This is a genomic window from Paenibacillus sp. FSL R7-0163 (assembly GCF_037969975.1).
Classification (GTDB): domain Bacteria; phylum Bacillota; class Bacilli; order Paenibacillales; family Paenibacillaceae; genus Paenibacillus_AQ; species Paenibacillus_AQ odorifer.
Genome location: NZ_CP150224.1, coordinates 225,569 through 238,949 on the forward strand (window position 1 = coordinate 225,569; position 13,381 = coordinate 238,949).

Below are 13,381 nucleotides of genomic sequence, written 5' to 3' on the forward strand. Positions count from 1 at the left end.
CGAAATGGATAAACGAAACCGTTTGATTGCCATCGGACTGATTGCTGTTGGCTGCATGATGATTTTTGGTAGATGGCTCGGCTTTTTCTCCATTGTCGCGCTTCTGTTTCTGCTGCTGGGCGTCTACCGTACGACATCAGGCAAAGTAAAGCAGGGCTATAAACTGCTCGGGATAGGTGCTGTATTGCTTTTGCTGGACCATTTGGTGCTCGTGCTGGGGATTTGCTTAATCTCACTTGGGATGTTTTTCACCAAATCCAAAAGAGTGCAGCGCAAGGAAGGGTTTATGCAGAAGCAGAACTTTTCATCCAGATTTGACTGGGACCGCTCACCTTGGGTGATGCACAGCCTTAGCTCTTGGCATGTACTGGGTGAGGCCGATGTGGATCTTTCATTAGCTATGGCGGATCATAAGGAAACGGTCATGCTGTTTCAAGGGATTTTTGGCGATATGGACATTAACCTGTCCGATGATTACGGCGTGGAAATTGAAGCTTTTGTGCTCTTTGGGTCCATTGAATTCGGCAACCAGCGGGATACAGGAATGTTAAACCGTCTGAATTGGAAATCAGCCAATTATGACAGCAGTGAATACAAAGTGAAATTTAGTGTTTCTTATTTAATGGGAGATCTAGATGTACGTTTATCCTGATAAGCTTGATAGAGAAGGGAGAGTCCCCGTATGGAAAAAAAGAACAAAAACATGATATCACGCAGCATGGGTGAGGGGGCTCTGTTCTCTTTTGTCATGCTGCTTGTGATAATGTATGTCATGTATACATATGGCTATTTGAAGCCTTTTGAAAGCTGGAAATTTGGCGTGCGGACAGCCGTTACCCTAATTCTTTTGCCTATGGGTTTTGGGATTGGTTATGGCTTTTATCAGAGCTTCCGTGTGAAGCGACAGTTGGAACGTCTTAGGCAGACCCTCGTATTATGGGAAAAGGGAAATTTGACGCTGTCCATGCCGGATCTAGGTGATGATGAGCTGGGAAGGCTCGGAGAACAGCTTGGCCGGATTAGCGGCAAATGGGAGAATCAAGTGACGACGCTGCAGCGGTTGTCCACGAATAACGCGAAGCTTGCGGAGCAGGCGCGGGTATCTGCTATTATGGAGGAACGGCAGCGGCTTGCGCGTGAACTGCACGACGCTGTTTCCCAGCAGCTATTTGCAATCTCCATGACTGCCACGGCGGTAGGCCGGACCTTGGAGAAAGATTTCGATAAAGCCCAGCGGCAAATTGCGCTTATAGAAGAAATGTCTGCCGTAGCCCAATCGGAGATGAGGGCATTGCTGCTGCATTTGAGACCTGTTTATTTGGAAGGAAAGGGCCTCGAACAAGGTCTACAGGAATTGATCAAGGAGCTTAAGATCAAGGTTCCAATCGAAATTGTATTTGAAATGGACCCTGATGTGCAGCTGTTAAAAGGGGTAGAGAATCACTTGTTCCGTATCGTCCAAGAGGCGATTTCTAATACACTTCGTCATGCGAAGGCAGAAAAAATGGAAATCCGGCTGCATAGACGGGGAGATACAGTTCGCTTGACGTTGCGTGATGATGGGATCGGCTTTGAGATGGACGACACCAAACAAGCTTCCTATGGTTTGTCGAACATGCAGGAGCGGATTAATGAAATCGGAGGCTCCATTCAGTTCATTACCGCTCCGGGTAAAGGGATGCGTATTGAGATTACCGTTCCGTTAGTCAATGAATAATAGGAGGAAAGAGTAACCATGGAGATGGAGGAAGCAATTAAAGTACTACTCGTAGATGATCATGAAATGGTACGGATCGGACTAGCAGCTGTTTTAGGTACCGAGGATGGAATTGAGGTCGTAGGTGAAGCTGGAAGTGGAGAAGAAGGTATTCGGCTGGCTCAGGAGTACAATCCCGATGTGGTCTTAATGGATCTCGTAATGGATGGTATGGATGGCATAGAAACGACTAAACAGCTGATGAAGCAGTACCCAGAGATCAAAGTTATTGTTCTTACAAGCTATTTGGACGATGAAAAGATGTATCCTGTTATTGAAGCAGGCGCCTTTAGTTACCTGCTGAAGACTTCGCGGGCTAGTGAAGTGGCGGATGCGATCCGCGCTGCTGCAAGAGGACAGTCTGTGCTTGAGTCACAGGTGGCCTCTAAAATGATGAACCGTTTTCGAAACAATGCAAAAGGAGAATCACCTGCTTATAAAGAGCTTACGGAGCGCGAGATGGAAGTATTACGTCTGTTGGCGCAAGGTAAATCCAATCAGGATATTGCCGATCAACTAATTATTGGAATCAAAACTGTGAAATTTCATGTGACGAATATTCTCGCGAAGCTGGGCGTAGAAGACCGGACCCAAGCAGCAATTTATGCATATAAAAATGGACTAGCTGAATAACAACAAAGGACTGAAGCCTCTGCTTCAGTCTTTTTTTATAATATAAGAAAGTAGTTTTGGGGCCTCCACAAAGTATCTGAGTACGCATTGAAACAAATCCCTCTCTTTGTGGGAATATTTCAGGTATAGAATCTCCTAATTCGAACATACTGTCTAGTAGATTGCTAGAGAGGTTCGAAGGGAGAATGACATATGCGGAAGATGAAGCTGAACAACGGAACAAAAAAAGGGACTTTTTTAATAATGATAATCGTGTGCTGCGCTGCGGCTCTGCTAGTTAATCTGCAAAGTGTTAAAGCGAATTCAACCGTTCCTGATGAGGGCGTTAACCAAGCTTCAATAGGAGCCGAACTGAATCATGCTCTTGTGAGTTTAATAGATCTCGGAAAAGAAACAACCGTTTCTGATTCACCGCTGCGTCTAGTGTTAAAGTGGCAGGGAGAAAGCAGCGATTACGCGGACCTGTCTGCCGAAGTTGCTAAGCTAAGTACAAACCTCGGATTGACTGTACCGGCAGGTACTGAGGAAGATGGACATATGACTTATCGTACAGAAGCTGTAAAACCATATGAATCGCGGCTCTCCTTATTTTGGAGTGAGCTTAGTGCAGGAAACAGTTATGTGATTGTAACGTTAGATACGGCTGATCTGCAAAATGAAGCTGGCTTTCAAGCGGCTGCTCGTGAAGTAAGTATGATTCTTGAACAGAATAAAATTAAGGCCGAATGGAATGTATCCCTTCAAGGAAGCGCGCAAGAACAGGGAGCACCTGAAAAAGTTCTAGCACAGACGGAGTCATTGATGCATGACCGGTTTGAAGCTGTGACCGGAGGAGAAAGCTACAAGGATATCTCAACGGTTAGCCGTACGTACTCGATTCCTAATTTGAATCGCTCTGTGATGAGTGGAAATCAGTCAGTTTCTGCCCAAATCGCAGTGCATCATGAAGATCAGAAGGGGACAAACCGCGTAACTATAGGCTTTCCTTTAATAACCATCGAATATTGACATTTTTCTCTTATATAAGCGCAGGTTTAGTTAATAATAAGAAATATTAATTGAAATTTGCGAAATCCCGAGAGTATTTGTCAGGAATGTGATAGCATCCTTTTTAGGAATATGCTAAAATGACATAACGTCGTTATTCACCTTATGTTAGTATCGACGCTGAGCATGTCAATAAACTATATTACATACAGAAAGATGAGGAGCCATGGCTGAAAATCAAACCCTTGATGCACTGCACACACCCGGTGCTGTCTTTTTTATCTTTGGGGCAACCGGAGACTTAGCCCGGCGTAAGCTTTTCCCGGCGATTTACAGCTTGTACCGTGAAGGTAAGCTGGCACAAGATTTTGCGGTAATTGGCGTGGCGCGGCGCCCGCGTACTCAGGAAGAATTTAGAAGTGATGTGAAGGAATCCATCCTTGAATTCTGCCGTTACAAAGCGGGAGAAGAGAGCGAATGGAATGAATTTGTACAGCATTTCGAATACAAATCTCTGGACATAAACAATATTGATGGTTTCCGCGAGCTAAGAGCACAAACTGAAGTTCTTGAAGAGAAATTCAGTATTCCGGGCAATCGGATGTTCTATCTTGCGCTGGCGCCTGAATTATTCGGCAGTGTCTCCTTCAACCTTAAAGCTGGCGGGATGCTGGATAGTACGGGTTGGAATCGCCTCGTAATTGAGAAGCCTTTTGGCTATAATCTGGAGTCGGCTGAACAGCTGAACGAACAGATTCGTCAGGTCTTCAAAGAAGAGGAAATTTACCGGATTGACCACTATCTTGGTAAAGAAATGGTACAGAATATCGAAGTGATTCGTTTTGCTAATGCTTTTTTCGAACCGCTCTGGAATAATAAACATATTGCCAATATTCAAATTACACTTGGCGAAACCGTAGGTGTAGAAGAACGCGGTGGTTACTATGACCATGCGGGAGCCTTACGGGACATGGGCCAGAATCATATACTGCAACTACTGACTATGATTGCTATGGAACCACCAAGCCGTCTGCTCGCAGAAGATATTCGTGATGAGAAAGTGAAGGTACTTCGTTCCCTTCGTCCTTATGCGACATCTGATGAGGTTCGTGAGAATGTCGTAAGAGCACAATATATTCAAGGCTTACACCAAGGCAAAACCCTTCCTGCTTACCGTCAGGAAGATAAGGTTGATCCTGAGTCGAATACAGAGACGTATTTTGCTGCCCGTGTATTTGTAGATAACTTCCGCTGGGCTGGAGTTCCTTTCTACATCCGTACAGGTAAACGTCTCCCGGTGAAGACGACGGAAGTGGTAGTTGAGTTCAAAGGTATGCCAACCAACGTTTATTTGGGACAAAAGCATAAACTTGAGCCTAACCTCCTTGTAATCCGTGTGAACCCAATGGAAGGCATTTACGTAAAGATTAATGCCAAGAAACCGGGTTCCGAGTCTGAGATTCAACCGCTGGCTATGGACTTCTGTCAGAGCTGCCTGGTTGGAATCAATTCTCCGGAAGCATATGAGCGCTTGCTACATGATGCGGCACGCGGAGATTCAACTTATTTCACTCGTTGGGATGAGGTATCCTCGGCATGGTCGTTCGTGGATCGTATTGCAAAAGCATGGAGCGAAGAGTCTAGCGACTTATCTTCTTATCCTGCTGGCTCTTGGGGTCCAGTGGAAGCAGATGAACTGCTTGCTAAAGAAGGTTTCCATTGGTGGCCTGTAAACGGCCAAGATGAAGATAATGTGGTTTGGCTGAAGAATAACTAAACCTTGAGTTAATGCTATCTCCCTGCAGAGGATGCAGGGAGATTTTTTGTAATGCTAAGATCTAAAAGATTGGACTTCAGACGGTGTTTGGGGGATCTGGGCACTTTTCTAATAACTGCACTTTGTACAATTAAAATCGCTTATCTCGTTATGATTAGTCTTTTAGATGTATTTTCTGCAACTATAATCACCGGATAAGGCGGAAAAGCGTGCACAACTTAATTTTAATTGCATCAAATGCAACTAAAGGCTAATGAAAATGCTAATACTTCAAGTAACTGTAGGAAATACATCTATTTTTTTGAGCAATGATATGTGGGGATCATAATCCAGACCATTCGGGAGATATTTTGCGGCACGCGCTTTTTAGTAGATAATGTCTGCCGGATTTTGATATACTTTAGAGGATGCTTTCACTTGAAGCGGACTGGAGCTAGACCTAAGAGCTATTCATTCAGAAATGAAGGGGTATGAACAATGAGCAGAGCACCGATTTGATGAACCCCAGTGTAATTGAAGCAGAAGCAGGAATTTTATATATGAAGGGATATGTGTAATGAACAAAGCAATAGATCAGAAGCTGCAAAAGGAAGTGGATAGACGCAGAACCTTTGCGATCATTTCCCACCCGGATGCGGGTAAAACAACTTTAACGGAGAAACTGCTGTTATTCGGTGGCGCGATCCGTCTGGCGGGAACGGTTAAGGCCCGTAAAGCGAATAAACATGCGACGAGTGACTGGATGGAAATTGAGAAGCAGCGGGGGATTTCTGTAACGTCTTCCGTAATGCAGTTTGATTATTTGAATCATCGCGTGAACATTTTGGATACACCGGGTCACCAAGACTTCAGTGAGGACACCTATCGTACCCTAACTGCAGCGGATAGTGCGGTCATGCTTATTGACGTGGCAAAAGGTGTGGAAGCCCAAACTACCAAACTGTTTCAGGTATGTGCTAAACGGGGCATTCCGATTTTCACCTTTATTAACAAGCTGGACCGTGAAGGACGTAGCCCGTTTGATCTGATGGAAGAGCTGGAGCAGGTTCTTGGTATTCGTTCTGTGCCAATGAACTGGCCGATCGGTAGTGGACGTGAGCTATGCGGCGTATATGACCGGATGAAAAATCAGGTAGAGCTGTTCCAAGGTGACGATCACTCCGTAATCAAGGTTCAAAAGGTTGACGGATACCGTGATCCAATCATTCGTGAAATGGCTGGAGAGTATCTGCATGATCAACTGTGTCAGGATCTGGAGCTGCTGGATGTAGCAGGCGATGCTTTTGACTATGAAAAAGTATTAAGTGGTGAACTCACACCTGTGTTCTTTGGCAGTGCGATCAACAATTTTGGTGTACAGACTTTCCTCGATAATTTCTTGGATCTGGCACCGAAGCCTGAACCACGCCGCAGTACTATAGGGGTAGTAGAACCAACGAATGAGAAATTCACTGGTTATGTGTTCAAAATTCAAGCGAACATGAACCCGGCTCACCGTGACCGGATTGCTTTCCTGCGTATTGTGTCCGGGAAATTCGAACGGGGTATGAGCGTGAAGCATGTACGTGCCGGTAAAGATATCAAGCTGGCGCAACCACAGCAATTTTTGGCGCAGGACCGCGATATCGTAGAGGAAGCTTATCCGGGAGATATCATCGGTCTGTTTGATCCAGGTATTTTTAGAATTGGTGATACCTTGAGCCAAGCAGGAGATATGGAATTCGATGAGCTGCCAACGTTCTCACCAGAGATTTTTGCTAAAGTGAGTATTAAAAATGCATTGAAATCGAAGCAGTTCCAGAAGGGTGTCGATCAGCTGACTGAAGAGGGCATGATTCAGGTGTTCCGCACGGTCAACTTTGACGATATTTTGCTCGGTGTAGTTGGACAACTGCAGTTTGAAGTGTTTGAGTACCGCATGAAGGGTGAATATGGTGTGGATGTTCAGTTGCAGAGAATGCCATACCAGTTTGCACGTTGGATCGTAGATGATACTAAGCCGGATGCGAGCAAATTCAGAATCAACTCAACGTTGGTGACGGATAAGAAGGGCAATTTTGTCGTGTTGTTCGAGAACGAATATGCTATGCGGACAGCGATGGATAAGAACCCGACAGCTAAATTCCTGGAAATGGCTCCAAAAGCATTACTATAATTAGGACGCTATAACTTTCTGAATGTAATAATAAAACCTCCGCCTCCATAGGTGAAGTTACACCATGGTGAGCGGAGGTTTTTGACTAGTTGCGGTCAGTTTACGATGTGATATCCCCAGGGGTAATAGTCTCCAGGTGATCATGTAGCATGGTAACCAACCTATCTTGCTTAGCGGGATCTAAATCCTTCCAGATCATTTCGAACACGGCGCCAAGTCCCGGGAGTGCTGCCTCCGGACCATCCACAGAGCCTTCAATCATATGACGTAAATCCTCTTCAGATTGACCGTGCACTTTATGAATAATCGCCTGGCGCAAGTCAATGGTAACGGGCATAATGTACCTCCTTTTTTGAAAATATAGTGATATTGACCTCGTTATAATGTGCCCTGCAAAGGTGCTGGAAATTCAAGTTTTTGTCCAAATATAAGATAGTATAAGTTTGACACATATATATCATCCTTATATTTCTACGAGAAACGGTTGTCATCCGTAAGGACGGCAATGACGTTTCTTCTTGGCTTATGCTATACTGTTTGAGATATAGAATGCTACGGGAGGTACATAGACATGGCCAAAAAACAATATGCCGTCATCGGTATGGGGCGTTTCGGATCTAGTGTTGCTAAGGCGCTCAGCGGCATGGGGTTTGATGTACTTGCGATTGATGCTGACGAGCAGCGAACACAGGAAATTTCAAGTATTGTAACTCATGCCGTATCTGCAGATTCCACGGATGAGGAGGCGCTGCGTGCCCTTGGTATTCGCAATTTTGATGTGGTGGTTGTAGCCATTGGCGAGGACATTCAAGCTAGCATCCTGACAACACTTATCCTAAAAGACCTGGGTGTGCCTGCAATTCTGGCAAAAGCCAAAGGTGAACTGCACGGCAAAGTATTAAGCAAAATTGGTGCGGACAAGGTGATTTATCCTGAACGGGATATGGGAATGCGGGTTGCGCATCATCTTGCTTCGCCTAATATATTGGATTATATTGAGCTGTCGCCGGACTACAGTATTCTGGATATGAAGGTATCCGGACCGATGCTCGGAAAAAATCTACAGGAGCTCGACATCCGCGCAAGATTTGGCTGCAACGTAATGGCCATCCGCCAAGGTGAAGAAATGAACATCTCTCCCCGTGCAGAGGATCGCCTGATCGATGGCGATATCCTTGTTATTGTTGGGCATAAGGATAATTTGACGAAGCTGGAGATGGCGTATCAGTAGGAACAAAGAATAAATGGCAAGGCAGAAGAAAGGAAGACTTTATGGAAATCATGTCTCCGCAAAATACGCGGGTTAAAGAGTGGGCCGGGTTACAGGAGAAAAAGCATCGTGACAAGGCTCGTAAATATATCGTAGAGGGCGTTCATCTGGTTCAGGAAGCACTGCTGGCTGAAGCAGATGTGGAATGCCTTGCTTATGACCTCGACAAAGGAATGCCTGCTGAACTTAAGGGGCTGCTTCAGGCCGTTCAGGGAATGGAAGTGATTGGCGTTTCGGCGGCGATCATCTCAAAATGCAGCAGCACCAATACGCCGCAGCCGGTGTTCGCCATCGTGCGGAAGGAACAGCAGGCTGTAGAAGCTATCCTAGCGAAGAAGGATAGCCTTGTGGTTGTGCTGGACGGCGTGCAGGATCCGGGCAATGTCGGCACCATCATCCGCAGTGCGGATGCAGCGGGAGCAGACGGAGTGATCCTCGGACAAGGCTGTGCTGACCTCTATAATCCGAAGACCATCCGTTCCACGATGGGCTCGATGTTCCATCTTCCGGTGGTGGAGGGAGAGTTAAGTGAGATTTTGCCACAGGCCCGGGAAAATGGGGCGCTGCTGGTGAGCACTTCGCTGCAGGGCGAAGAATCGTGCTATGAGCACGATTTCCAGGGCAGCCAGTGGCTGCTGATTGGCAGCGAAGGAAAAGGCATCTCGCCGGAAACGGCGCGACTCGTGGACAAGAGTATCATCATCCCGATGGCAGGCCGCGCGGAATCGCTGAACGCCGCAATGGCGGCGACGATTTTGCTGTTTGAGGGAATGAGACAGCGGGGATAAATTGTCACCGTTTGTAACGTAGTTTGTGAGTAACGGCTATACTTGAGACTAATTGGATCGATAACTGAGACTTTTTTGGTGATATGTTTGAGACTAATAAAAAAAACAGTAGTAGCAAAACCTTGCTGCTACTGTTTTTTTTATTTTGTTGTGGGTATAACACTGGAATTAGTGGGTAATAGATATAGTAGAAATATAAATTGGATATTACGCTTATAATTGATACTTTCTGAAATGAGGTGTGCTTGTGGAATGGGAAAATCATGTATGGAACAATGAAGACATGTTGTACAGTCCTAAACGCAAAGTGAATAATCGGAGAAGTCACTTTCACCCCCATATCATAGGGAGTTTTTTTAGCGTAAAGAACGGAAGAACAGTTGAATATGAATCTTTATCTGAACGGCTTTTTTACTACTACCTCGAATTAGATACCAAAGTAATACGTTATTATGTTCAGCCAATAGAAGTGCCTGTTTACGATGGGAAAGAAGAATGGGTTCATGTCCCGGATGTCCTAGTTTTCAAGCAGAGGTTAAATCCGTTGCTTTATCAAGTGAAACTCGAACCGGAGGCAACACTAGATGAGCATGTAGAACTGTGCAATAGGTATTGCAGAGCATACGTATTGGAAAAGGGTTGGGAATACCAAGTTATATATCCAAAACAACTACCTCAAGCTGTATCATACAACCTCAAGCTGCTTAAAGGCTTTTTGAAGGAAAGAAAATACTACCCGAGTTGGTATGAATCAGTAACTTATAGACTGCGTTGTATTGAATCGTGCTCCATAGAATATCTTGCCTCCACATTCACTGATATTAGTGATCCTCTTTTAATTAAACCTTTGATATATCACCTCATTGCCAAAGGAACATTTATGGCTGATGTAAACGAGAGAATTACTTCCCAAAGCAAAATCACATTTAATTCTCAAACTAATACTCCTTTTACCAGTATACCTGGAGGAGCATTGTATGGCGTTTAACCAACTAAGACTATATTCGGAATGCTGCCTATATGGAAAAATATACAAGGTCGTAAGGGTAGATCCACCAAATCTTTGGTTAAGAAGGCCAGATGGGGAAGATCTTCAAATAGCTTATACTGATCTTGTGAATCATCCTACCTTCGTACCTGAATCCACTATGAAATTTGAGAGGAAAGAAGAAAAAATAACATACGGAAATATAATTGCGAAGCTGGATGACAACAAAAGAAGTGAAGTAAGTAAGCGGTTTGAATTAATACAACCACTTCTTATTCTAGAGAAGATTAAAGCCGGAAATGTTCAAGCGATAGCGCAATTTCGCGACAAATGTAAGGATATTTTACTTGAGAATGAAGAAATTATTGTACTGAAACAGGAAGAATTAATTAATAGAATCTTAGAAAAACGTGGCGGATCAAGAGCAAGCATTATGCGCTACTTATCGGATTATCGACGTGCAGAATCAGAAAGAGAATCACGAGGTTTAGCAGGACTCATTTCGAATAAAGGAAAGGGTTATACCGGTAGAAAAGATAACAAAATGGTAACGATCTGTCATCCTGAACATCCGGAGATCATTCTCGATACTATCTTTGTTCGACTAACAGTAAAGCAAATCGAGATTCTGAAAGAAACCATTGAAAAAGATTATTTAAATAAGTATCGAGTTTCAAAAGCGACCATTCACAGACTTGTAGAACGACGATGTGCAAGAGTGAATGAGCCTGATATAAAATATAGTACTATTTCTGACATTATAGACCGTATTGAAAAACGGGCTGTTGAGCGACTTCGAAATATGAAGAGAGCCAGAGCAGTATATGACGAAGTAGCTCGTGGTTACGCAGACAGAGAGGCCACATGTCGTTTGGATATGATACAGATTGATCATACTCGACTAGATATGCAGGTCATTGATGACGCAACTGGTCTTGTAATTGACCGACCATGGATAACATTGGGAATCGATGTATATTCACGTGGCCCATGGTGTCTTTATTTATCTCATGAAGATCCGTCAATTAATGTGGTCAGAAAAGCCATTCAACATGGGGTTTTTGCTAAAAACACAAAACATGAATATGGAACAGAGTTGGAATGGGAGTTTTTTGGTATTCCGAATATCATTTATGTTGATAACGGAATGGATTTTAAAAGTAACGAGATCAAACGATTAGTGAATGAAACTCTTCAATCTGAGATTATGCATAGGCCGGTTAAAATACCTCATTACGGGGCAGTTATTGAAAGATTGTTTGGCACGCTTAACAGTGAACTGATACACAACATCATGGGTACAACGAAAAGCAATATTGTAGATAGAGGGGACCTAAATCCTGAAAAGGATGCATTTTTAACTTTAAGTCAACTTCGTAAAATTCTTGTCCATTATTTTGTTGATATTTATCCTTTGCGTCCACATAAAGGCCTAGGTAATAACATGTCACCAATGGCGAAATTTAGAGAAAGTGTTAGTGAAGTGGGCTATCCTGAGTGGATTGATAAAAGTGACGAAGAAAAATATAAAATTGATTTTTTATTAACGGACCAAAAACCATATACGCGGGATGGGGTACGCTGGGATAACAAAATCTATAAATCTGATAAGTGTAATGACCTTGTTGGAACTAGAAAAACAAAGTATACAGTGAAATACGACATTGATGACATTTCGAAAATATACTTACTGCATCCGAAAACTAAAGAGTTCATAGAGCTTTATTGTGAAACCCCTCCTTACGAAACTGTAGTTGGGGTAAATCAATATACTTACAAAAAATTACTGCAGTTTTTACGAAATGAAGGGGAAGGCAAATTAAAGCTTCTACCAGGTAAAGCTCATATGCATAGGGCTTGGGAGAGGTTGGCTCAATTTATTAGTGAAGGGATGAGAGAAAAAAAAAGGTAAGACAAACTGTCGCAAGAATGGAGGGGGTAAAGGTAGTTGTCTCTACCGCATATCAAGCTCATCAAACAGTTCAAACCCAACAAGCTAAGAAGGCTCAGAATATCGAAGAAGAGTTATATTTGATTGCGAAAAAGGCGGAACAATCTAGTGGAGGTGGATACCAAAATGAGCAGTGAAGAAGTAAAAGTTTTAGCTCGTCGTATAAATAAACTATTTATTGAACATGACGAAGTAAAGCGTATTTGGAATCGGCTTGATTCAATGAGAGTGTATATTGAACGTGATGAGTTTGATGACGAGGATGATGAAGAAAAGGATCCGAGGCACCTGTTTATTACGGGATTATCAGGCGTTGGAAAACCACAGATTGGAAAAAGGTATGCCAAAAGTGTTTCTCGATACACCAAAAAAGTTGATGATGAGGAGATCGACATCATTCCTGTTCTTTATGTAAAACTTCCATATCCATTTACACAGCTTGATTTCTATAAAAAGATTCTTAAAGCACTCGGAACTGAAAACTTCCGCCGAGATGCTCGGATTAATATGATAAAAGATCGAGTACTATTATTGTTGAAAAAACAAAAAGTTCAAATGATCATTTTTGACGAGATGAACTTCATTATGCGTACGAAGAATTTTGATAACCAAACAGCAATGGAGATGCTTAAAGATTTAACAAATGAGCACCAGGTGAGTATCGTTTGTTTAGGAACCCCTCAAATTGAAAAACTTCACATCATGGAGGACGAATATGTCCGACGATTTGGAAGAGACCATATTAATCGTTTTGATAATTGTAACGAGAAATTCTGTGAGTTACTAAAAAAATTGAAGAGGCCATTCAACCGCCGGTTCCCATAGGATTATATGATGAAGCGACAGGTCTTCCTCGTTTATTGCATTTCTATTGCCAAGGTCGCATTGGATATTTACATTTGATTATTAAGGAAGCATTCAGATTGCTTAATGTATTTGATCAGAAGTATGTTGATTATTCGAATATTCGATTAACAGTAGATATATTGAAACAAGCTAAGTTTAATCTGTTTCGTGAAAGCGACCATTTAATCAGACCGGAAAATGCGGAATAAAAAGGCCATATTACAAGGAGA

13 protein-coding genes are annotated in these 13,381 nt (G+C 43.1%); 12 read left to right on the plus strand and 1 reads right to left on the minus strand.

Annotated features, from left to right (window positions below; translation table 11 throughout):
• Positions 1 to 4: 4 nt before the first annotated feature.
• The 6 genes from liaF to NST45_RS01065 all read left to right on the plus strand — a co-directional run bounded on the left by liaF (position 5) and on the right by NST45_RS01065 (position 7,308).
• The gene (gene liaF / locus NST45_RS01040) at positions 5 to 652 is read left to right on the plus strand and encodes a cell wall-active antibiotics response protein LiaF (protein ID WP_036685537.1); all 648 of its coding nucleotides are present in this window, start codon (positions 5 to 7) and stop codon (positions 650 to 652) included.
• A gap of 30 nt (positions 653 to 682) precedes the next feature.
• Positions 683 to 1,717: a sensor histidine kinase gene (locus NST45_RS01045; protein ID WP_339824590.1), complete on the plus strand. Its 1,035-nt coding sequence runs from the start codon at positions 683 to 685 to the stop codon at positions 1,715 to 1,717.
• A gap of 18 nt (positions 1,718 to 1,735) precedes the next feature.
• Positions 1,736 to 2,389 carry a response regulator transcription factor gene (locus NST45_RS01050; RefSeq protein WP_036685532.1) on the plus strand — a complete coding sequence of 218 codons (654 nt, stop codon included), beginning with the start codon at positions 1,736 to 1,738 and terminating at the stop codon, positions 2,387 to 2,389.
• 192 nt (positions 2,390 to 2,581) lie between these two features.
• Positions 2,582 to 3,397 (plus strand): YwmB family TATA-box binding protein, encoded by an 816-nt coding sequence (locus NST45_RS01055; protein ID WP_076213707.1) that lies wholly within the window; start codon positions 2,582 to 2,584, stop codon positions 3,395 to 3,397.
• A 205-nt stretch (positions 3,398 to 3,602) separates the two neighbouring features.
• Positions 3,603 to 5,153 (plus strand): glucose-6-phosphate dehydrogenase, encoded by a 1,551-nt coding sequence (zwf, locus tag NST45_RS01060; protein WP_036685526.1) that lies wholly within the window; start codon positions 3,603 to 3,605, stop codon positions 5,151 to 5,153.
• 556 nt (positions 5,154 to 5,709) lie between these two features.
• Positions 5,710 to 7,308 (plus strand): peptide chain release factor 3, encoded by a 1,599-nt coding sequence (locus NST45_RS01065; protein WP_076130309.1) that lies wholly within the window; start codon positions 5,710 to 5,712, stop codon positions 7,306 to 7,308.
• Positions 7,309 to 7,408: 100 nt separating this feature from the next.
• Here the strand turns inward: NST45_RS01065 and NST45_RS01070 are convergent, their stop codons facing one another.
• Positions 7,409 to 7,645, minus strand: coding sequence for a small acid-soluble spore protein SspI (locus NST45_RS01070; RefSeq protein WP_076130310.1), 237 nt, complete (start codon positions 7,643 to 7,645; stop codon positions 7,409 to 7,411).
• Between the two features lie 234 nt (positions 7,646 to 7,879).
• Between NST45_RS01070 and NST45_RS01075 the strand changes: the two genes are divergently transcribed.
• The 6 genes from NST45_RS01075 to NST45_RS01100 all read left to right on the plus strand — a co-directional run bounded on the left by NST45_RS01075 (position 7,880) and on the right by NST45_RS01100 (position 13,360).
• Entirely contained in the window at positions 7,880 to 8,539 is a 660-nt protein-coding gene (locus NST45_RS01075; RefSeq protein WP_036685517.1) for a TrkA family potassium uptake protein, read from the plus strand.
• Positions 8,540 to 8,580: 41 nt separating this feature from the next.
• The gene (locus tag NST45_RS01080) at positions 8,581 to 9,366 is read left to right on the plus strand and encodes an RNA methyltransferase (protein ID WP_036685514.1); all 786 of its coding nucleotides are present in this window, start codon (positions 8,581 to 8,583) and stop codon (positions 9,364 to 9,366) included.
• A gap of 247 nt (positions 9,367 to 9,613) precedes the next feature.
• Entirely contained in the window at positions 9,614 to 10,354 is a 741-nt protein-coding gene (locus tag NST45_RS01085) for a hypothetical protein (RefSeq protein WP_036685511.1), read from the plus strand.
• The gene (locus NST45_RS01090) at positions 10,344 to 12,266 is read left to right on the plus strand and encodes a Mu transposase C-terminal domain-containing protein (RefSeq protein ID WP_036685509.1); all 1,923 of its coding nucleotides are present in this window, start codon (positions 10,344 to 10,346) and stop codon (positions 12,264 to 12,266) included. The genes NST45_RS01085 and NST45_RS01090 overlap by 11 nt, the downstream gene beginning before the upstream one ends.
• Before the next feature lie 165 nt (positions 12,267 to 12,431).
• Positions 12,432 to 13,130, plus strand: coding sequence for a TniB family NTP-binding protein (locus NST45_RS01095; protein ID WP_036685508.1), 699 nt, complete (start codon positions 12,432 to 12,434; stop codon positions 13,128 to 13,130).
• A 98-nt stretch (positions 13,131 to 13,228) separates the two neighbouring features.
• The gene (locus NST45_RS01100; protein WP_256715882.1) at positions 13,229 to 13,360 is read left to right on the plus strand and encodes a hypothetical protein; all 132 of its coding nucleotides are present in this window, start codon (positions 13,229 to 13,231) and stop codon (positions 13,358 to 13,360) included.
• The last annotated feature ends 21 nt before the right edge of the window (positions 13,361 to 13,381 follow it).